Annotated in this window: 19 protein-coding genes; 7 read left to right on the top strand and 12 right to left on the bottom strand. The window is 45.3% G+C overall.

Going from position 1 to position 20,620, the window contains the following annotated elements; genetic code table 11:
- Window positions 1-13 precede the first annotated feature (13 nt).
- Window positions 14-2,887 carry a WYL domain-containing protein gene (locus DW915_RS13880; protein ID WP_118742300.1) on the bottom strand — a complete coding sequence of 958 codons (2,874 nt, stop codon included), beginning with the start codon at window positions 2,885-2,887 and terminating at the stop codon, window positions 14-16.
- A 306-nt stretch (window positions 2,888-3,193) separates the two neighbouring features.
- Here DW915_RS13880 and DW915_RS13875 point away from each other — a divergent pair, with 306 nt between their 5' ends.
- The 5 genes from DW915_RS13875 to DW915_RS13855 all read left to right on the top strand — a co-directional run bounded on the left by DW915_RS13875 (window position 3,194) and on the right by DW915_RS13855 (window position 7,603).
- On the top strand, window positions 3,194-3,829 hold the full coding sequence (locus DW915_RS13875; protein ID WP_118742299.1) for a hypothetical protein: 636 nt from the start codon (window positions 3,194-3,196) through the stop codon (window positions 3,827-3,829).
- A gap of 376 nt (window positions 3,830-4,205) precedes the next feature.
- Window positions 4,206-4,958 carry a hypothetical protein gene (locus DW915_RS13870; protein ID WP_118742298.1) on the top strand — a complete coding sequence of 251 codons (753 nt, stop codon included), beginning with the start codon at window positions 4,206-4,208 and terminating at the stop codon, window positions 4,956-4,958.
- On the top strand, window positions 4,958-5,443 hold the full coding sequence (locus DW915_RS13865) for a hypothetical protein (protein ID WP_055226050.1): 486 nt from the start codon (window positions 4,958-4,960) through the stop codon (window positions 5,441-5,443). Before DW915_RS13870 ends, DW915_RS13865 begins: the two co-directional genes overlap by 1 nt.
- Window positions 5,433-6,332 carry a hypothetical protein gene (locus DW915_RS13860; protein ID WP_118742297.1) on the top strand — a complete coding sequence of 300 codons (900 nt, stop codon included), beginning with the start codon at window positions 5,433-5,435 and terminating at the stop codon, window positions 6,330-6,332. Before DW915_RS13865 ends, DW915_RS13860 begins: the two co-directional genes overlap by 11 nt.
- A 14-nt stretch (window positions 6,333-6,346) precedes the next feature.
- A complete protein-coding gene (locus DW915_RS13855) occupies window positions 6,347-7,603 on the top strand; it encodes an OmpA family protein (protein WP_118742296.1) in 1,257 nt (418 codons plus the stop codon).
- A 268-nt stretch (window positions 7,604-7,871) separates the two neighbouring features.
- Here the strand turns inward: DW915_RS13855 and DW915_RS13850 are convergent, their stop codons facing one another.
- Both DW915_RS13850 and DW915_RS13845 read right to left on the bottom strand, forming a co-directional pair.
- A complete protein-coding gene (locus DW915_RS13850) occupies window positions 7,872-8,567 on the bottom strand; it encodes a hypothetical protein (protein WP_330422697.1) in 696 nt (231 codons plus the stop codon).
- A gap of 124 nt (window positions 8,568-8,691) precedes the next feature.
- Complete coding sequence (locus DW915_RS13845; protein WP_118742294.1) at window positions 8,692-9,240, bottom strand: helix-turn-helix domain-containing protein; 549 nt, start codon at window positions 9,238-9,240, stop codon at window positions 8,692-8,694.
- A 336-nt stretch (window positions 9,241-9,576) separates the two neighbouring features.
- On the opposite strand from DW915_RS13845, the gene DW915_RS13840 reads away from it, so the two are divergent.
- Both DW915_RS13840 and DW915_RS13835 read left to right on the top strand, forming a co-directional pair.
- Window positions 9,577-10,293: a histidine phosphatase family protein gene (locus DW915_RS13840; RefSeq protein ID WP_118742293.1), complete on the top strand. Its 717-nt coding sequence runs from the start codon at window positions 9,577-9,579 to the stop codon at window positions 10,291-10,293.
- Window positions 10,294-10,496: 203 nt separating this feature from the next.
- Complete coding sequence (locus tag DW915_RS13835) at window positions 10,497-11,729, top strand: aminopeptidase (protein WP_118742292.1); 1,233 nt, start codon at window positions 10,497-10,499, stop codon at window positions 11,727-11,729.
- Between the two features lie 9 nt (window positions 11,730-11,738).
- On the opposite strand, the gene DW915_RS13830 is transcribed toward DW915_RS13835, so the two are convergent.
- The 9 genes from DW915_RS13830 to DW915_RS13790 all read right to left on the bottom strand — a co-directional run bounded on the left by DW915_RS13830 (window position 11,739) and on the right by DW915_RS13790 (window position 20,570).
- On the bottom strand, window positions 11,739-12,347 hold the full coding sequence (locus DW915_RS13830; RefSeq protein ID WP_118742291.1) for a nucleoside recognition protein: 609 nt from the start codon (window positions 12,345-12,347) through the stop codon (window positions 11,739-11,741).
- Window positions 12,348-12,638: 291 nt separating this feature from the next.
- Window positions 12,639-14,006: an MATE family efflux transporter gene (locus tag DW915_RS13825; protein WP_117804492.1), complete on the bottom strand. Its 1,368-nt coding sequence runs from the start codon at window positions 14,004-14,006 to the stop codon at window positions 12,639-12,641.
- Between the two features lie 106 nt (window positions 14,007-14,112).
- On the bottom strand, window positions 14,113-14,958 hold the full coding sequence (rsmI, locus tag DW915_RS13820; protein WP_117813147.1) for a 16S rRNA (cytidine(1402)-2'-O)-methyltransferase: 846 nt from the start codon (window positions 14,956-14,958) through the stop codon (window positions 14,113-14,115).
- Window positions 14,959-14,962: 4 nt separating this feature from the next.
- Window positions 14,963-15,646, bottom strand: a complete 684-nt coding sequence (locus DW915_RS13815) for a tRNA1(Val) (adenine(37)-N6)-methyltransferase (protein ID WP_118742317.1) — start codon at window positions 15,644-15,646, stop codon at window positions 14,963-14,965.
- 169 nt (window positions 15,647-15,815) lie between these two features.
- Window positions 15,816-16,718 carry a PSP1 domain-containing protein gene (locus DW915_RS13810; RefSeq protein WP_055226011.1) on the bottom strand — a complete coding sequence of 301 codons (903 nt, stop codon included), beginning with the start codon at window positions 16,716-16,718 and terminating at the stop codon, window positions 15,816-15,818.
- A gap of 4 nt (window positions 16,719-16,722) precedes the next feature.
- Window positions 16,723-17,712, bottom strand: coding sequence for a DNA polymerase III subunit delta' (gene holB, locus DW915_RS13805; RefSeq protein WP_055226009.1), 990 nt, complete (start codon window positions 17,710-17,712; stop codon window positions 16,723-16,725).
- A gap of 54 nt (window positions 17,713-17,766) precedes the next feature.
- Window positions 17,767-18,363 (bottom strand): guanylate kinase, encoded by a 597-nt coding sequence (locus DW915_RS13800; protein WP_118640825.1) that lies wholly within the window; start codon window positions 18,361-18,363, stop codon window positions 17,767-17,769.
- A gap of 27 nt (window positions 18,364-18,390) precedes the next feature.
- A complete protein-coding gene (locus DW915_RS13795; protein ID WP_022461272.1) occupies window positions 18,391-19,080 on the bottom strand; it encodes a response regulator transcription factor in 690 nt (229 codons plus the stop codon).
- Complete coding sequence (locus tag DW915_RS13790; protein ID WP_118742316.1) at window positions 19,077-20,570, bottom strand: sensor histidine kinase; 1,494 nt, start codon at window positions 20,568-20,570, stop codon at window positions 19,077-19,079. Before DW915_RS13790 ends, DW915_RS13795 begins: the two co-directional genes overlap by 4 nt.
- Window positions 20,571-20,620 lie beyond the last annotated feature (50 nt).

Here is a 20,620-nt window from a genome sequence, read left to right as displayed (position 1 = left end):
CGTTATTTTAACTTTATCCTATTTCAAATTCTCTGTCTCTGATAATTTCTCTTTGTTTTTTAATACGATCCTGGATCTCTGACAAAATATAATTATCCTCAGACGCAATAACCCGAATATACGGTCCGTAACTTAATAATCGAATCAATATTTCTTTTTCATCAAGGGCCGAATAGTACAATGTCATTGTAAACTTATAACTCAAAGGATCATACACACATTTCTTCTTCCAAAGAGAAAATTCTGTCAGAATTCTATCCGGAAGGTTCTTTATTCCCTGGTAAAACTCTATCTGTATAGATGTCATTGTTTTGTCATATAATTTATCAAGAATTTTTCTCTGTTCTTTTAAGTCAAAACATTCACCCACTAATTCTTCCACCCGAACAATCCTTGGAATATTAATGATACCAATTTTTGATTCTGCGTTTTGCACATGCACATACCAAACCCTAAAAACATCGTCCCGTCTTGAATACTCTATACGCACCGGTCCACAAGTTGCATGTCTCTTTTTACCTTCCCAATTTCTATAAACAATATGAACTTTCTGTTCATTTACGATTGCCCTATACAATGCTCGTATATGAAACAAATCTTTTTCGTTCACACGGCCTTTCTGTGCAATATGTTTTTTCCCCTTAGAGATCCGCCCCTCAACATTGTATCTATCAAAATAATTTATGGCATCAATCTGTAATTTCTCCACCTTAAATGGCGCACAGGACAAACACTTCCTGACAACATTAATCTGTTCCGGAGACAAGAACACTCTTGCTAAGGGATCATCCAACACAGACAATAACCATCTTACCTCAATTTTTGTAATCGGAAGCAAATCATATAAGTAATCTATTTTGGAAATATTAAACCTTACTTTTCCATTATCATCTACAAGCCCTGACTCCAAAATGTACTCATATAATGCATTCTTCACCCATTCCTGTTCTTCATCAGTATAATAACCTAAAACTCTGCTAATTTCTTCTTTGAGATTACAGTCCACGGTATGTTCGCCATCTATTGATAAAACCGAATTTGCTAAAATAATAGAATACCAGCTAAATAGTTCATTAAACAGAGCCCCATGTCCCTCTGTATCTGAAACAATATCTCCCTTCACAGAAAAACTCTCTTCTATATATTTCTGATCTGTATTTTTTTTATATTCTTCTCCTTCATCGCCGTTCAAACTTCGTTTATTGAAATATACATTCCACATTGCGTTAACGTCACCATCGATATCCAGTAAAGAGACAGGTATTTTTTCTGGCTTAGTAACCCGCACATAGAAGCTGCGTATCCAACTTCTCAATTCTTTTGTTGGAAAAATTGTAATTATATGGTCTTGTTTTCCGATTCTGCTTTCCTTAATTACTCTGTTTTTTATGAATTGTTCCGTTTCCGGATTAATAGAAACAGGCATTTCAAAGGATATCAGTCGACTCTCCCATTCTTCGTCAACAATGCAGTCATTGACATCAGTTCCCCAGATATACGGTAACATTTTATTTGCTAATACAACCTGTTTTACCAAGTCAGTTTCATCGATTTTTATATCAAATAATTTTTCCTCCTGCACACTCTTTTTCTTTCCTGTTTTGGTTACAGTATGCTTAACTTTACTCATAGAATCAACGTGTGAATATAACGTTATTTTATCGATAAACTCCAAGCGCAATGCTTTTATTCTACGTTCCAGAATGTGATAATATAAAACATACTCACGTCCATTTGAAACACTTATTCGAATTTCTAACGGGATAATCAATTCTTCACATGCTTTTAAATTTGTTCCATGAGAATATTGAAGTGCACAAAGATATCCATTCTCTATCGCAGTCAGAATGTCTATCATGTTGTAATCATATAATGTCTTTTGAACATAATTATGCTTGAACCGAAATATCTCCTTCTCTGTTTGTCCTTTTTTTATACCACATCTTTCCGATAATATAGTTCCAACTTCACCTAACGGATAATATTGAGAAAAGAATTCACACATTTCCAAAAATTCTTCAGTGAAAAGGCAGGAATCTTCGGTATCACAAATCATTGCCATCGTCAACGGGGATTTATACCAAAAATGATTCGCCTTCTCCGATGCTTCACTGCTAAAATACTTTTTGAAAACAGAATTATCACCATCTGAATCTTTATCCCGCCAGGCTCTCCATTGTTTCTCCAGCCATTTATTTCTTTGTTCTGGATTATCTCTAAGATCTCCAATTACCCCTAATGAATACAAATATTCTGTCCGGTTACTGAGATTCGCATATTTATCTTTGTAGCTAGCCGGCATAAATCGAGTATGGACAGACCAAATGTTTAATTGACGGTTAAGTCTTATTGGATCATCTGTATCCCCGTCAGGTTCATTCTCAGTAACCATTTTATCTTGTAACTTTTCTATCCAATTGCTAATAATTGCATATTCAACAAGATTTGTATTTTCTAAATTCTGAGTACCCGCATTTCCCTCTACAGAATACAATTCGTCCTGACTTACCGGGAGATCTTTTGTTTCTCCATTAAATGTTGATCTTCTGTCCATATCTAAAAGATAGTTAAGATAATCACCTATTTTGCTGAGATTATGTAAAAAGTAAAAATCATCGACCGGGTTATCCGTTCCGGAAGGCATCGTTTTCAAAACAATCTGATTTCTTCCTTTTTTTCTTTTTTCAAAGTACCATTTTTCTCCAAGAATTTTACTGAAAATTTTCCATCTATCCTTAACACTTTGACTTCCTTTTATATTTTGATCGTATGATTTAAACCCATATGTATAGTAATCGCGAATACTATTCTTAAAAACATCATCAAACGAACTGGTTCCGACCAATTCGTCAAATATTAGTTTTGACTTCTCAAGAATTATTCCCATATTTAATCCCACTCCACTTCTTATGCTTTCGTACCATTCTGACGAATTGATTTTTCATTCAAAAGATTCTATTCCATCAGGTTATTATCCTAACACGTTTTTCCCTGCCACTATTTTAACACGGCAACAAAAAGAATATAAGAGAGAATACTAAGATTTCTATCGTTTTACATAACAAATAATCTTTTCAAAAGAAAACAGATTGAATTTAGTGAAAAAATGTAATACCATACAGATAAGACTACAAAAGACGCTTCCTGCAGCATTACTGTTCATATAAAACCCATAGGAAGGAGACAAAAATTCATGGAGAAAATGAGGATAGCGCGCAATCTGCGGAAACAGCTTGAAACGGAATATGATATGAATAACTGCTATGAATTAGCAGAAAAATTAGCTAATGCCGGTTATACGGAACTGAACGATGAACTCCGGTCTAAGATTCTATTTCTGAAGCAGATTTGCAAAGAGGTGCGTGCCGATAATTTCTACGTAATTTCTTTACTGGCTGATTGTTCGTTAGATGATATCAGAGAAAGATATTTACAATATGTGAAATATACAGGAGAAACGAAAAGTAAGCCAGAACAGCTCAGATTTTCTTCAGACGGAGCAGCCTCTTATGTTACTGCGTTACATGAAATGGGTATCGTTGATAAACTCGTGGATTCCATAATGAAATCAATTATAAAGCTTGGATGTATTGCAAAATCTGTTGATGCTATGAAAACTATCATAAACGATTTGGATTTTTTTGAACAGCCTATCGATATTCGAAATCAATTTATATGCGAAAATGCAGAAATCCTGTTTAATGATTATTCAAGAGAGGCAGAACAGGTATTTCAAACTCTCTGCCAGAAATATGGTAAAGAAAATGGATTTCTCTATCTGAAAGAGCATCCCGAATACATTCGCCTTGGAATAAAAGCAATGCAATAACTGTATGCTATATTGTAGACACGTTAAATTACATAGAATTGTTAATTTGAGGAGGGCTCCCTCCTCATTTTTATGCTCATTTTTTCCAAGCCTCTTCAATAAAATATCTTATTTTCAAAATCCTATATTTCCCCCTCAAAAAATTTTGCAAATTGTTCTTTTTTAACTGTTAAGTTTTGCTTTCCGTATCTCTATATCTAAATGTACCCGGAAAAATAAAAATGTTTTTGCAAAAATAAAGTTCTTTCTCGTGTCTCAATACATCATGTGATCAAAAAAAGAAAAATATTTTTGTAAAAATGTTAAGATCTGTTTCCAATATCGCAATACATAAGTGTAGCTGAAAGAAACAGTTTATTCAAGGAGGAAGAAAACCATGACTCAAAAAAAAGTACATCAGAAACGTTTACAGAGTCTCGATAAAGGCAGGGTAAAATCTCTTGGTCCTGTCGAAAAGCTTACCATGAGATATGCCGGCTGGGTGGATGGAAGACATGGGCTCCTCCGCTGCAGTCAAAACGGAGACTGGCAGTCGAGTGTTCTGAAGCAGGAAGTCGATTCCTACGAAGAATTCTGCGCTGGTCAGATGGGACGCTTAAAGTTCGAGGAAGAGGACGAGTTCAAAAAGCTCAATATTCTTTTCGATACGGTTGTTCCGCTGAAAACAAACCTTACTGCCGCCAAACAGGTTTTAAAGAACGCCCTTGCAGAAGATGTCGACCTCACACGCCGGAAAGAAGGTGAGGAAAGTCTTACTGAAGTGCAAGTTGCAGCTCGAAGAAACCGTGAACGAGAAGAATCGCTTCTCCCGTTTAAAAGAGCTGTCGCCGAATCCGAGAAAGCACTTTCCGATACCATCGAAGCCATTTTCACCAGCCTCAGTCAGGTCACGGAGAGCTTTGATTCTGCTGCCAAAATCACCAATCGTGTTCTTCAGCATCATCAGCGGCGCATTGATGTTTACTGGCGGTCTGCGATGCGTCATTTGCCGGATCTTCCGCCTCTCCCAAACGTAACATTCACCAACAACTCTGAACAGGAATTTGCAAAACACTATGAACAGGTGGTGCAGCGTGCGGAAAAGCTCCGTCTTACCCTGGCATCTGAATTACAGGAGGAGGTACTCTAATGTTATTTGGAAAAAACAAGAAAAAAGAAAACAGTTTTATCAGTGAAGTAGACGACAGCCGTGTACTCGTTTATGACTTCCGCCGTCGTACCAATCTGCTGTTCGAAAACTACAGAGCTGTCGGCTACAAAAAGCCGGAGAACTACCATCTGGAACAGTTAAAGTCGGAACTTACCGATACCCTGACCCGCCTGATCAACGCAAACGCCGTTGACGCGGGCAACGAGGACTGTCTGATTGATAAGATCCTTGCTCCGGTCCGAAGCGGTCTCATTTCCCTTGATGACCAGTCATTGGATCACCTGGATTTTTATCATCGACAGGATGGGAATATGTCTGCACATCGCGCGGACATCCAAAGAATTCTCGAGCTGATGCGCGAAAAAGAAACCGTCCTGGAAACCGAACATGCACATACCCAGATGCTTTGGAACAAATGTTACGGCATCAAAGAAAAAATGGAGGTTGTTGAAGATGAAAGATAATACATTTGCACTGAAAATGAACAAAAGTGGAGAACTCCTGCTTGAAAATTCTGATGACGCTGTCAAAGCAAAATACAAACCAGACAGTCTGTTGCTCTGCGCACCTGTCTCCTATCTGCTTATGCTCTTCTGTGTCGTAATAGATATTGCATTTTTCCGCAGTCTCTTCGTACGCATTTCTTACGACTCTCCCATCATGATCTGGGGCCAGGTCGCAGGACTGGCCTTTGCAGCAGATGTTGTGGCCGCCTTTGCAGGCATTCTGGCAAAAAAGATCAGACAGGGACTCAGCCACGATAAATTCAATCTGGCATTGCTGTTAGCTGTTCCGATTTTTGCCCTGATCATCAATGGTGTACTCCGTTTCTCCACCATGTCGCTCTCTTCTGCAGACGGAACAGTGGATGCCGCAACGATCGCATTAACGATTATTGCCATTGCAACTCCTGTTTTTACATCTGTCGGCAATTTTGCCATCAGCTTCGAGCTGTACAACCCGCTGGCAAAACAGCTTTGCCGTGAGGAAATTACACTTAACGAGCTTAAAAACTATATTCGACGTCTGGAAGCAATTCAGGACGAATGTGACAGCTTTAACTCATCACAGATCCAGGACGCAGACCACCAGCATCTTATCAATGCCAAAAAGGATCTCATCAACGATTCTCTGACCCTTCTGGCTGATATGAGAGTGCAGCTCATGGAACAGCTGGGTGATCCCACCTCAACAAATGTCCTGAGTAAGTCTCGTTCTGATGAAATCTTTGATCGTCTTGGCAGGGAACTGGCTGCCCTTGCAGCTGCAAGCGGCGGAAAAACCGCTCTCCCTGCCATCGACAGAGATGTTCCAACTAAAAACCACGTTGTCAACTTTTCAGAAGCTGTTTAAGGAGGAAAAATACGATGAAAAAAATCACAAAACTTACATGCACTTTTGCTGTCATGGCTGCTGCACTTTTCGCCTTGACCGGATGCAGCAATCCAGATCCTTCCGCTGAAACCAGCAAACCGGCTGTCGCTTACGTTATCTCAAACACAGCAAACTCCAAACCAGTAGACTCATCCGCCCCGCTCATTCAGGATACTATGCTTGATGCCACTATGAATTACGGCTATTCCTTTATCGTCCGCGTAGACGGTGATCCTGCACTTGTATCCGCGGAAGATCTCAACATTGATGAACAGTACAAAACTGCTTCCAAAGAGAGACTGAAAAGAGATGCCGCCAGTAAAGCCTCCAATCTCCTTCAGATTGTGGATGGTGTCACCCCTTTAAATCCAGAGGCCGACTATCTGGCGGCTATCCGCCTCAGCGCCTCCTCACTGCGGAGCCTGGATTCCAGCTACACTTCCCGCACCATCATCTGCTGTGGAAGCGGACTGTCTACATCAGGTTACTTAAACTTCCGGAACAATCTACTGTCTGCTGAGCCCCAGGTAATTGTTGATATGCTGAAGGAGCGGGAGGCTCTTCCTGATCTGAGCGGAATTACCGTATATTTTTTGGGTATGGCGCAGGTGGAAGCGCCTCAGGAAAAACTTACTCCCAAGCAGAGCAATAACCTTACCAGCATCTGGAAAGCTGTTGTCGAAGCCTCCGGCGGAGAATTCGTATCAAACGACTATATTGCCGTATCTGACGAAACCCGCACGACAGATTCCCTCCCCTCAGTCAGTGTTGTAGATATTCCTTCTGATACGCCGATTGTATTTGATACGGATGTTCTGGAACAGACAGATGCAGAAGAATCCAACGCATTCGACGAACCTGTTGCTCTGGAAGAAAGCCAGGTGGAATTCGTTGCTGACGAAGCAGCCTACCGTAACCCGGAAGCCGCTTTGGAAACCATTCGTCCCATCGCAGATTACCTGGCGGAACACGAATCCGTCTCTCTCCTCCTTGTCGGCTCTACGGCAGGAGATATTACAGATGAATCCGCCCTCCGCCTGTCTCAGGCCAGAGCGGATGCCGTAAAAAAAACACTCTGCGATGACTTGGGCATTGATGAAAGCCGCATTCATACCCTTGGCATGGGTTCTTCAGCTCCCTGGCACATCAGCAACGGCGGGTACGATGGTGCCGCTGCCAGCAGAAATCGTAGCGTGACCCTGATCAGTGCCGATACAGAACTCGCCCAGAGCCTTATGAACAATCATTAATTTCAACAAAAAAGACACGCTTTCCGCTTCTCCCACAGAAAGGACATTTCACAGTCTATGATCCAAAACATAAAACGCAGAATAAATAAACCTGTTTTCCTTATGAGTGCTGCCTCAGGCGGCACTCTCTGGTTCTTCTGTAATCATCTGTACTCTGTCTATCGTTTAAAGATTTCAGGTTTTTTGATGGTTCCTGCCCTGTGTACCTTATTATTTGCTGTTCTGTTCCTGACCGTATGGGTAACTCGTCCTTTTTTGCTCAATTTTTCTACATCTTTGAAAACAAATACGCATATTTTCGCATTTGTGCAAACAAAATCATTTCCACTCGTTTTCGTATTTCTTCTGGATACCCCTCCGCATTCGCGAGCAATTCAGTCACATCTTTTTTCGTAAAATGAAACTTCAGATTCCCTCTATATAATGCTTCAGAAAGGTCCAACTGCTCATCAAACTCACTGCATATCGTTTTTGCCTGAACCTGATCCATCAGTGCATACGTATCCCCCGATAAAGGATAATCCATCGTTGTATCTGACAGTAGCCCTGCCCCATGATCAAAAATCGGGCAGTATGCATAGTCACCTTTTCCATTCATCAACACCGCTATATTATGCGTATGACGATCCTCGTTCAGGAAAAATGCGTCTATCGTCAACAGCTTGTTCATATAGACGCCAAAGTTTTGAAGCCCGGTCATACGCTCCACCTGCTGTACCAAGAAACGTAAGCGTTCTTCATGTTTTGGAATTCTATACAGGGATTGATACAGACTTTCTCCAAAAGAATTTTTAAACAGTCTCTCCAAAGTGATAATCTGCCAGTCCTCCCTCAGAAAATTTCTACTCTTTACTCCGTTATAAATCACAGTTCCATATTTTATTTTTTCCAGATTGTAACATACAAATTCGTCTTCCGCCAGCGTTGATTTTTTCAGAAGATGCGAGATCATATACTCTGCCAATCCCTCATATCCTGTATAATCCGCTTTGTACCAGATTCCGTTATTCTCCCATTTTAACTGGTTTCCTTTTGACGACTGACGCTCATTCGTCCTGATATTCTGTTCAAATAATTCTATCATCCATCTACCTCTCTATCCATAGCCAGAAATCATCTTCCGCCATCCGTCCTTCCGTTTTTTCTATAATCATAATCGGATCGTAAAATGGCAGTCCCAAATCTTTTAATATCAGTTTCATCTTATCTCTGCTTTCCGGAAAGCATCGTGATTCCAGAAATTCCAGATACTGATCATAATCCGGTTCTTCCACAACTCCGAATGCCCGAAACATAATTTTGTCTGTATAATTTTTTACTTTTACTTTCCGTTCCTGCTCATTCACATCGATCAAGGTACATACATTCTGCCCATACATGTACCAGATTCTGAGCGGCCATATTTTTTCCGGAACTTTCACTTCCTGTTCGTATTCTGGATATTTTTGCAGCATTTTCAAAAGTAAAACAATCGGTCCGCGAATCACTTCTTCACTTCTTTCCCAGCGCTCTACCGTTGGCTTGGAACAATTAATCAGTTCCGCAAACTCCTTTTGCGTCAGATGCAGTTCCTTCCGAAGTTCCTTGATTGCTTTTGCCGTTGTATATTCTGGCGTTATAAATAATTTTTCTTTCATAAACCTCACCTTTCAGCTTTATAATTCCCGACTTTTTCTTTATTGAATCATAAAAATCTGTATTTGTAAACGAAAAACCATTATTTTGATTGTTTTTACATCTTAAAAACCATCATTTTAATTGTTTCCCCATAGATCTCAACATCTCACCACACTCTTCCAATTTGTCGCATCTTTTTCCGGATAAACTCACACAAATTTGACAATTTATGATACACTAAGCTAAGTGACATCAATTCTGAATGTTCTGTGCTCTGGCGCAGATTTATCGGAACTGAAATTGACTTTTCGATGCATAAACCAAACGATTTGTGGCATACGAAGAAAGGAATTCTTATGAAAATTATCTTTATCCGCCACGGTGAACCGAATTATGAGATTGATTCGCTGACTGAAAAGGGCTGGCGTGAGGCTGAGCTGCTTTCGAAGCGCACGGCGAAATGGAACATCACCGATTTTTACTGCTCGCCGCTCGGACGCGCGAAGGATACGGCTTCTTTTACGCTGAAAAATGCGGGCCGCGAGGCCGAAATTCTTCCGTGGCTGCGGGAATTTGATGCGCCTGTCCTTGATCCGGAGACCGGAAAGCGCCGGATTCCGTGGGATTTTCTGCCGGATGTGCTCGATGCGAACCGGGATCTCTATGATCATGATCTCTGGACACAGAACCCGATCATGAAAACCGGAAACATGGATGAAAATTACCGTTTTGTGACCGACGGACTCGATACGCTGCTTGCACACTACGGCTATGTACGGGACGGCTACCGCTATCATGCCTCTGATGAGACGAACCGCGAGGCTGTCATCGTCTGCTTCTGCCATCTCGGCGTTACCTGCGTCGCGCTGTCCCATCTGCTCAACACAACGCCGGTGCAGCTCTGGCAGGGCCTGTTCCTGGCGCCGACTTCCGTCACGATCGTCGGAACGGAAGAGCGCAAACCAGGCGAAGTGTACTTCCGCTGCCAGACCGTCGGCGATGTCCATCACCTGCTTTCTGCGGGCGAACCGGTTTCGTATTATGGAGCGTTTAACGATCCATTCCAATTTTAACATCCGTAGACAAGAAGTCCCTCGCTTCTAAAGCGGTGGGATGAATTGTTAAAAGAAACATAACGGCAGTGGCGGGCGGAGAGAAATCGGTATCCTCCACTGACATGAGGCAAGTCACAGTCGAACTATTTTCGACATGTCAGACTCCGTGAAAATACCGACTGTGAGTTGAAACAAACTTTACAAAAAGGGAGCTTTTTATCATGAATGAAGCAAAATTAAGAGAATACGCAGAGCTGATCGTAAAAATCGGCGCAAATGTACAAAAAGGACAGCGCGTCCGCCTGCAGGCCGGTGTGGATCAGGTTCTACTTGCTACCATGGTCACGGAAGAGTGTTACAAAGCCGGTGCAAGCTATGTTGAGCTGATCTGGGAGTGTGGTCCGATTAACAAGCTGAGTTATCAGTACGCCACAGCCGAAACCCTCGGCACCGTTCAGACCTGGGAGGAAGAGCGTCTCAAACAGATGACCGTAGATCTGCCGGTCCGCATTTTCATCGACTCCTCCGATCCGGACGAGCTTGCCGGCATCTCTGCCGATCTGCTCTCTACCGTTCGTCAGATGCGCGGGAAAGTAACGAAAAAATACCGCGATCAGCTCGACGGAAAACATCAGTGGCTGATCGTTGCCGCTCCGTCACCGGCATGGGCCAAAAAAGTATTCCCGGGCGAGCCGGAGGATATTGCGGTTGAAAAGCTGTGGAATGCTATTTTTGATTGCCTGTATTTAAAAGAAGGCGAAGATGTTGAAAAAATCTGGCAGGCACACTGTGACCGCATGACCCAAAAAGCCAACTGGCTGAATGAACAGGCGTTCCGCAAACTGCATTATACCAGCAAAAACGGCACCGATTTCACAGTTGAACTGATTCCGGGCGCAAAGTGGAGCGGCGCTGGCGATATCAACCATATGAACAATACCTTCTATGTCCCGAATATGCCGACCGAAGAAGTTTTCACCAGCCCGATGCGCGGCAAATGTGAAGGCCGCCTCGTTTCCACCAAACCGTTAAGCTGGTCCGGCCAGGTTATCAACAACTTTACCGTTGATTTTAAGGACGGAAAGGTTGTCGACTGCCACGCAGAACAGGGCGAAGAGGTTCTGAAGAAAATGTTCGCGATGGATGAGGGCGCCGCGATGCTCGGCGAGGTTGCACTCGTTCCGAAGGAGTCCCCGATCAACCAGTCCGGTCTGATGTTCTTTAACACTCTGTTCGACGAGAACGCATGCTGCCACGTTGCCGCCGGCGCCGGCTTTTCCGAGGTACTGGACGGATTTATGGATATGAGTGATGAAGAAATCCTCGCAAAGGGTGTCAATGATTCCCTGATCCATGTTGACTTTATGGTTGGATCGAATGACCTGCATATCGTGGGTATTCACGAAGACGGAAGCGAGACCGATGTCTTTGTAAACGGCACCTGGGCTGAGTAATCTGAATAATCATCGCCCCATCCTTTCCATCACTTTGCAAAACACCACCGCCGCAATCGTACTCGCAGCCGTCGCAGCAAGCGCCGGTCCGACAATTGCTGTTGGGTGGACGCTGCCGTACTGACTGCGGTACGCAATGATGTTGACGGGGATGAGCTGCAGAGAAGAAATATTTAAAATCAAAAACGTACACATTTCCCGGTTCGCGGTTCCTTCTGGAACTGCGGCCGGGTTTTTCATTTTCCGCCGCTCTTCCTCCAGCTCCTCAAACCGCTCCATCGCCGCAAGCCCCGGCGGCGTCGCAGCCGCGCCGAGTCCGAACACATTACAGATCATATTCATCCCCGCCGAGCGCATCACAGAGTGATCTTCCGGCACTTCCGGAAACAAAAACCGCATCACCGGCCCCATTCGTTTCACCAGCCCGTCAATCACTCCCGCCTTCTTCGCAATCTCCATCAGCCCTGCCCAGAACCCCGTCACCCCAACCAGCGAAACCGCCAGCACCACCGCCTCCTTCGAAGCCTGAATCACCCCCTCCGTCACCTCCGGCATCCGTCCCTGCAGCGCGCCATATGCAATTCCGAGAAGCAGCATGGAACTCCATAGAATGTTCATTGCATCACCTGACTAAAAAGATCTTTATAAAAATATGCTGACTTTATATTTTCCATGATTCGAAACTCAAGTATACACCATAATCCCACAAATTTTTATTATGCCGTCGTTTTATAATGCTTTCTAAAATTGATATTTTAGTTTTATACGTATATAATAAGGGTGGTGTTTTAAAATGAAGAAATGAGACCTGCATTCAGTGCCTGCTATGAATAATATAATGTGATATATAATTACCGGTCAACACACAGATTTTTCCGTGCATTGGCCGGTAATTTTTTCATTTAAAAATCAGTTTCCTGTCTTCCCTTTTCTCATATAAGGGTTTCGATACAGTGAAATCACAAGCTCCGCAGCCATGAAGCACCAAATGATCGGTTCGCACCAGATTACGGCGCTGTAGTGGTAGCGTGGAATGAATACCATGGCAAAGATAATCTTTCCAAACAGCTCAATAAAGCTCGACAGCAACGGCAGAATTTTCTCTCCGAGTGCCTGCAGTGCCAGACGGCTGCAGTTGACAAGCCCGAGGGCGAAGAAGAACGGGATGGCTACGCGGAGGTAGCGGGCGCCGTTTCCGAGGACGGTCGGGTCGGATGAACCGGAGATCAGGTGTACCATGGTTGGTGCAAGCGGGGTGACGATTACGATCAGGCATGCTGTGACGCTGAAGCAGAAAATGTAAGCGTAACGGATGCCTTTCCGCACGCGCTCCCAGTTGTCTGCGCCGCGGTTCTGTGCAACGTAGGTGTTGACGGCCTGCGCCATGGAGGAAAGCGGCATCATGGAGAACGAAAACAGCTTTCTCGCAGCGGTATGTCCGGCGATAGTTTCATATCCGAGGCTGTTGATGCCCGGCTGCAGAACGATCGAACCAACATAAATGATGCTGCTCATAAATCCCATCGAAAATCCCTGCGCCAACAGATCTGCGTACAGTCCGCGGTCCAGCGCGAAGTGGCGTTTTTCCGGAAGCAGGATTTTCGCTTTCGTAACAATATAAATCAGGCAGAGCACAACGGAAATGCCCTGTGCAATGACGGTTGCAATCGCGGCACCCCGGACACCCATGCCGAAGGTGCGGATAAACAGCAGATCGAGCACGATGTTCACCAGCGATGAAAAGATCAGGAACACAAGCGGCATGAAGCTGTTGCCGATCGCCCGCAGCAGGCCGGAGCACAGGTTGTAGGCGAACATGACGAACAGGAAAATCGAGAGAATCGAAATATAGCTGTAGGATTCCTCAAGAATCTCCGCCGGTGTTTTCAGTAGGCGCAGCAGCGGATGCATGAAGATCGTCGCCAGAATGGTAACTACCAGTGTGACGGCAACGCCGATGACGATACAGGATGCAACCGATTTTTTCATCCGGTCCGTCTCCTGCCGTCCAAAGCAGCGCGCCGTGACGATCGCAAGACCGTTTCCGACGCCGAACGTAAATCCGGTCATCATCTCATAGATGGATGAGCAGGCACCCATCGCCGCAATCGATGAGTCGCCAAGTGTATAGCCGACGATCAGCGTATCCATCGTGTTGTAAATCTGCTGAAACACGCGGGACGCCATAATCGGCAGGGCAAAAAGCAGCAGAGATTTCAGGATCGGGCCATGAAGCAGATCCACCTGAGAACTCCGCCTGGTTTGTGTCTGTGACATAAAGAAAATTCCTCCCTCTAAAATAATGCATTACATCCATTATATCAGATGAAAGGAATTTCTGTACAAAAAAATATAAAAATACAGCAGCGATTTTCCTTTTCCGTTATTCTTGTCCCAGTAAATACTGATAAATATCTCTCTTCGTCACCCCGCGGTCCTTTGCGACGAGTTTCATGGCTTCTTTCCGCGCAATTCCCTGGTCTTCATATCGTTTCATATGCTCTTCAATCGAAATTTCTTCAAATGCAGCCTTTGCCTCGTCCTCGATTTCCTTCTGGCTTCTGCCTTCGATGACCAGCACACATTCTCCTTTTGGGTCTTCCTGCTCATAACGGGCAATGGCATCTTCCAGTGTCGTCTGCCATGCGGTTTCATGCTTTTTCGTCAGTTCCCGGCAGAGCGTCAGACGACGGTTTCCCATCGTTTCCAGAAGTTCCCGCAGTGTCTTTAAAAGATGATGGGGCGCCTCGTATACGATCATGGTTCTGGTTTCGTTTTTCAAACGCTCCAGCGCCAGTTTATGCTCCTTTTTATCCGGCGGAAGAAATGCTTCGAAGACAAATCTTCTCGTCGAAAGTCCCGACAGTGTCAGTGCCGTCACACACGCGCATGCGCCCGGCAGGCTTGTCACTTCGATGCCTGCCTCGTACGCCATCTTCACCAGCTCCTCACCCGGATCAGAAATTCCCGGTGTTCCGGCATCCGTGATCAGCGCGATATTTGTTCCCGCCAGCAGCTTCTGCACCAGCTCGCGGCCCTTGTCGTATTTGTTGTATTCATGGTAACTCGTCATCGGCGTATGAATCTCAAAATGGTTCAGCAGCTTAATGCTGTTTCTCGTATCCTCCGCCGCGATCAGATCGACCTCCTGCAGAATGCGGATTGCACGGAAGGTCATGTCCTCCAGATTTCCAATTGGTGTTGCACACAAATATAATTTTCCTGCCATGTTCTTATCTCCCGTCTCCATATAATTCCCGGATGTCCTTTGTATACACGCCCGGCGTCTCATACACAATCAGCGGTTTCTCCACGGTAATTCTCGGATTCCCGCCTTTCATTGCCTCGATCAGCACCATGTTCGGCTCCTTGTCCACAAACGGATAAACGAGCTGCATCCTTTTTGGTTCCAGATGATATTTTTTCAACGTCGAAAAAATCTCCGCCAGCCGGAACGGCCGGTGCACCAGATAGAACCGTCCTTTCGTCTTTAAAACCGCCGATGCCTCTTTCGCAATATCATCAAACGAGCACAGCACCTCATGCCGCGCAATCGTCTTCGCCTCAAGCGCATTCGTCAGCCCGTGCTGCCCTGTCATATACGGCGGATTGCACGTTACCACATCAAACACTCCTTTTCCAAACTGCTGCGATGCCGTCTTCACATCTCCCTGGAAAATCTCAACATCATTTTCCAGATGATTGTACCGCACACTCCGCTGTGCCATCTCGGCACTGTACTCCTGAATTTCCAGCCCGGAAAAATGCTCGCCGTTTGTCTTCGCCTTCAGCAGAATCGGCACAATTCCCGATCCCGTGCAGAAATCCATCGCCCGCTCCCCGCGCTTCACCTTCGCGTAGGATGCCAGCAGCACCGCGTCAATGCCATAGCAGAAAAGGGATGGATTTTGTATCATCCAGTAACCGTTCTGCAGATCATCGAGCCGCTCACCCGGCTTCAAAAATTCTTCTTTTCTATCCAATGAAAATCCCTCCTCCTGCTGACCGCCCAGCGCCGCATCACACAAAAAGAAGCGTCAGTTTTACCCGGCGCTTACTTTTTTCAAAATGCATTCCAAATCAATCTTATTCCGGCTGTTTTGCCTCTTCCGAAGAAGCCTGCTCCCCGGAGCTGTTTCTGTCTTTTTTCTTCTCTTTGCCTTTTTCCTTCTTATGCTTCGGCTTGAACTTGAGCTCTTCCACCGGGCACTCCCGCATTTCCTTCTCATCGTTCACATCCACCAGCACTTTTACGAGCTGACGAAGCACATTCACACCGGAAACCTCACCTTTCATGCCGTCCGGCAGCGTTACAATATCGCCGACACCCGGCAGCTTGCGGTTCAGGTATTCATAGGTTTCCTGCTCGTTTTTCAGGCAACACATCAGTCGTCCGCAGACACCCGAAATCTTCGTCGGGTTCAGGGACAGGTTCTGCTCTTTTGCCATCTTGATCGAAACCGGTGCAAACTCGGACAGATACGTATGGCAGCAAAGCGGTCTGCCGCAGATGCCGATTCCGCCGAGGATCTTTGTCTCATCGCGGACACCGATCTGGCGAAGCTCGATTCTCGTCTTAAAGACAGCCGCCAGATCCTTTACCAGCTCACGGAAATCAATTCTTCCATCGGCGGTAAAGTAAAACAGCATCTTGTTATTGTCAAACGTATACTCTGCATCGATCAGCTTCATCTCCAGGTTGTGCGCCCGGATCTTCTTCTGGCAGATTTCAAACGCTTCTTTTTCTTTCTTGCGGTTGCTCTCCTCCCGCGCATCATCCTTCGGCGTTGCAATGCGGATGACTTCTTTCAACGGCTGGATCACCTTGGAATCGTCAACTTCTTTTGGCCCCAGCACAACGAAACCATACTCTACGCCGCGCGCCGTCTCAACGATAACGTGGTCGCCCACGCAGATGTCCAGCTCTCTCGGCGAGAAATAATATACTTTTCCTACGTTTCGAAAACGTACTCCTATAATTGTTATCATGCTATCAGTTTTCCTTCATTGTCAGGAACATAAGCTCCATGGTTAAATCAAAATTAACATTCGCGTTCAGGCGGGCTCTCGCCTTCTGAATCGCCTCTATAATCTTCTCCAGGCCTTCGTATGAGCTCTTATTTGCTCTCTCACGGATTCCATTCAGCTCCTGCTTGAACACAAGGGAATCGACCTCTTTTGTCGCCTTAAAGAGCAGAACATCGCGGAACCATAAAGAAAAGATATCGAAGTAATCATCAATATTGTCTTTTTCGGCCGTCAGTTTTTTGATCGTCTCCACGATTTCATACAGCGGCATACTGTCGGCGTACTTTGCCATGCGGAGTGCATTTTCCAGCGTCTCCTCGTATTCCGGAGAACGGGCAATCCGCTCTGCTTTTCCGATATTTCCCTGCGCCAGGGACGCATCAACCTCTGCCTGGTAATCCGGCACATGCATTTCGTTCATCAGATAATCTTTCACAAGCTGGTCTCCCACTGGTTTTAAATTTAACTGCACGCAGCGTGACGAAATCGTCGGAAGCAGCGCATCCGGGTTGTCTGCCAGAAGCATGACAACTGCGTAGGCCGGCGGCTCCTCGATCGTCTTCAGCAGCGCGTTCTGCGCCTGAAGTGTCAGCTTCTGTGCCTCGTCGATGATATAAATCTTGTACGGACTGCTGTACGGCTTGATCATCACATCGTTAATGAGCTGCTCGCGGATTTCATCGATGCTGATGGTGTTCGGCTTTTCATGCTTCACATAAATGATATCCGGATGATTCTGGCTCTGTGCCTTTTTACAGGACGGGCATTCCATACAGGGCTCGACCCCGTGCTTCTCGCACTGAAGCGTCATCGCAAACAGTGAAGCCATCATTTTCTTTCCCGATCCACTCTCTCCGCCAAAAAGATAAGCATGAGATACTTTATTCATCGAAATGGCATTCTGTAAATGCGTTATGATTTCCTGATGTCCTACAACCTTCTGAAAACCCTGCATAAAATCACCCCCTGGAGTTCTTTTGTATTTCTTACTAATACTGCATTAAGTATATCACAACTTTTTCTGTTGTTCCACAAAATTCTGAATTTCGGAAAAACAGTCTTCCGGCGTAGAATTATTGGAAAATCTGCGGACAATTCCAGCTTCCGCAATTTTCTCCTCCGTAAAATCCTCACAGTCCGCCAGGAATCTCCGGCACATCTCCGCGTATTTCGGCTCTGTCTGTTTTCTTTCCCGTTCCAGTGCCCGCGAAAGCCGCAGCCCATCGTCCACCTCGACATACAGCGGAACCATCGCCTGCTCCCCGAAGTATGCCTTTAATTTCAGATACGATTCCAGTGTCCCGATTCCGAGATAATCATGCTTCACAAGATCAATCTGCCCGTCATCCGCCGTAAAATAATACCACGGCCCCTGCACCGTCGAATACATGCGCTCCTCGATAATCTTTCCGGCCTCCCGCAGTTCCGAAAGCCGTTTTTCATCCACAAAGAAATACTCTCTTCCGTCCTGCTCCCCGCTCCGGATCGGCCGTGTTGTATACAGGACAAACGGTTTTAAATCCAGCGCCGTCTCCTGGATCAGATGCTCATAAATATGATCTTTCCCTGACGCACTTTTTCCCATCAGATAGTAAATTTTTCCCATTTTATCTCTCCCCGAAGCACAGATTCTTTATGCCTTAAACCGATATCCAACGCCCCAGATCGTCTCGATATACTGCGGCTTTGCCGTATTAAACTCTATTTTTTCACGGATCTTCTTGATATGCACCGTAACCGTCGCAATATCTCCGATGGACTCCATATCCCAGATCTCACGGAACAGCTCTTCTTTCGTGAAAACGCGGTTCGGATTCTCCGCAAGGAAGGTCAGCAGATCGAACTCTTTCGTTGTAAACTGCTTCTCCTCTCCGTTCACCCACACGCGGCGTGCCGTTTTGTCAATCTTGATGCCGCGGATCTCCACAACATCATTCTCTTTCTTGCCGTTTCCGACCAGACGGTCGTACCGTGCCAGATGCGCTTTCACGCGCGCAACCAGCTCACTCGGAGAAAATGGCTTCGTCATATAATCATCCGCACCAAGACCGAGTCCGCGGATTTTGTCGATATCATCCTTCTTTGCCGAAACCATGATAATCGGAATATCTTTCTTCTCACGCACCTCACGGCAGATCTCAAAGCCATCCACCTCCGGCAGCATCAGATCCAGAATCAGCAGATCAAAATCCTCTTTGACCGCCCGCACAAGACCGGTGTCTCCCTGGTTTTCAATCTCTACCTCAAAGCCCGAAAGTTCTAAATAATCCTTCTCCAGATCCGCAATGGATTCCTCATCCTCAACAATCAGTATCTTACTCATGAAACAGGTACCTCCTGATATTTTCTTAATACAAAGTACATCGTGGTGCCCACGCCTTCTTTGCTGGTGGCCCACACTTTTCCGCCGTGGTCTTCGAGAATCTTCTTCACGATGGAAAGACCGATGCCGCTGCCGCCCCTCGTGCTGTTGCGGGACGCGTCGGTGCGGTAGAAACGGTCGAAAATCTTCGTCAGATCCTTCGTCGCAATTCCCTTTCCGTTGTCCTCAATCTCCACCTGCACAAAATCTCCGACATCACGCAGACGGATGTTGATGACCTTATGGCTCTTGTCCATATATTTGATGGAATTGCTTACAATGTTATTGATGACACGCTTGATCTGCTCCGCATCCGCGATGACGATCGGGTCGTCCTCGAGATAATTAAAGTATGTCAGATCCACATGCTGCGCGTCAAGCTCCAGATTCAGTTCCTCCACGCAGTCATCAAAATAATCCGCAATGTGAATCTTGGAAAACGTATACGGAATGCGGTTCGTGTCAATCTTGGAATAAAACGTCAGCTCATTGATCAGACGGTCCATCTCATTCGCTTTGTTGTAAATAGTGCGGATGTAGCGGTCCATCTTCTCCGGCGTATTTGCCACACCGTCCATGATTCCCTCGACATAACCCTTGACCGCGGTAATCGGTGTTTTCAGATCATGCGAAATGTTACTGATCAGCTCTTTATTCTCTTTGTCAAACTCGACTTTTTCCTCCGCCGTCTCTTTCAGCCGGATACGCATCTCCTCAAAGTCCTCGCAGAGGTCATTAATCTCCGCCACGCCGCACGGTTCAACAGTGAAATCCAGATTTCCGTCTTTGATATTCTGTGTCGCCTTTTTCAGCTGCTCGAGCGGTCCGATCACACCGCGGTAAATCCAGAAGCTCAGGCCCAGACTGGTGAGCACCAGAATCAGCACAATCACGATGCCTAGCTCTTTTACCATGCCCGTAATCTGCGGCGCAATCTGGTCTGTCTTGGTGACGATAAACGCACTGCATTCTTTTCCGTCCAAGTTCTCATAGTCCGCCTGTTTGACCATCCACTGTTTTTCATTGCGGAAATAAACGCCGCCCTTCGAATTTGCCCCCGGGTCACCGTATTTCGGCAGCTCATTTTCCAGCTCCTCCGACGACAGCTCCTCCGAGCCATTGTAAATGATAACACCATCCTCGCGCACCGCGATAAACGACTGTTTTTTCTGCAGTCTTGCATTCAGAACAGAGAGATAATTCGTTTCTTCCAGCTTTGCCGTATCCGATTTCGCGGTATCCTCTACTTCGTCGTACTCTTCTGATGTCATCGCATTCAGCAGCAGGGTGTTGTTCGAAATCGTCCGGTATGTTGCGTTCGCAAGACCGTATTTTTCACCGATAATCTTTGCTTTATACCCTACAAAAAAGTAAAACGTCAAGGCACACATCACGATCGGAACCAGTATGATGATGAAAAAAGAAATGATTACTCTCGTCCTTAATTTCATGCTTTTCTTCTTTTTTTCCATATAAGATCCACCTGTTTTCCAACACATAT

It is taken from the genome of Blautia sp. AM42-2 (assembly GCF_003480245.1).
Classification (GTDB): Bacteria; Bacillota; Clostridia; order Lachnospirales; family Lachnospiraceae; genus Fusicatenibacter; species Fusicatenibacter saccharivorans.
This window is presented reverse-complemented; position numbering and strand designations above follow the sequence as displayed.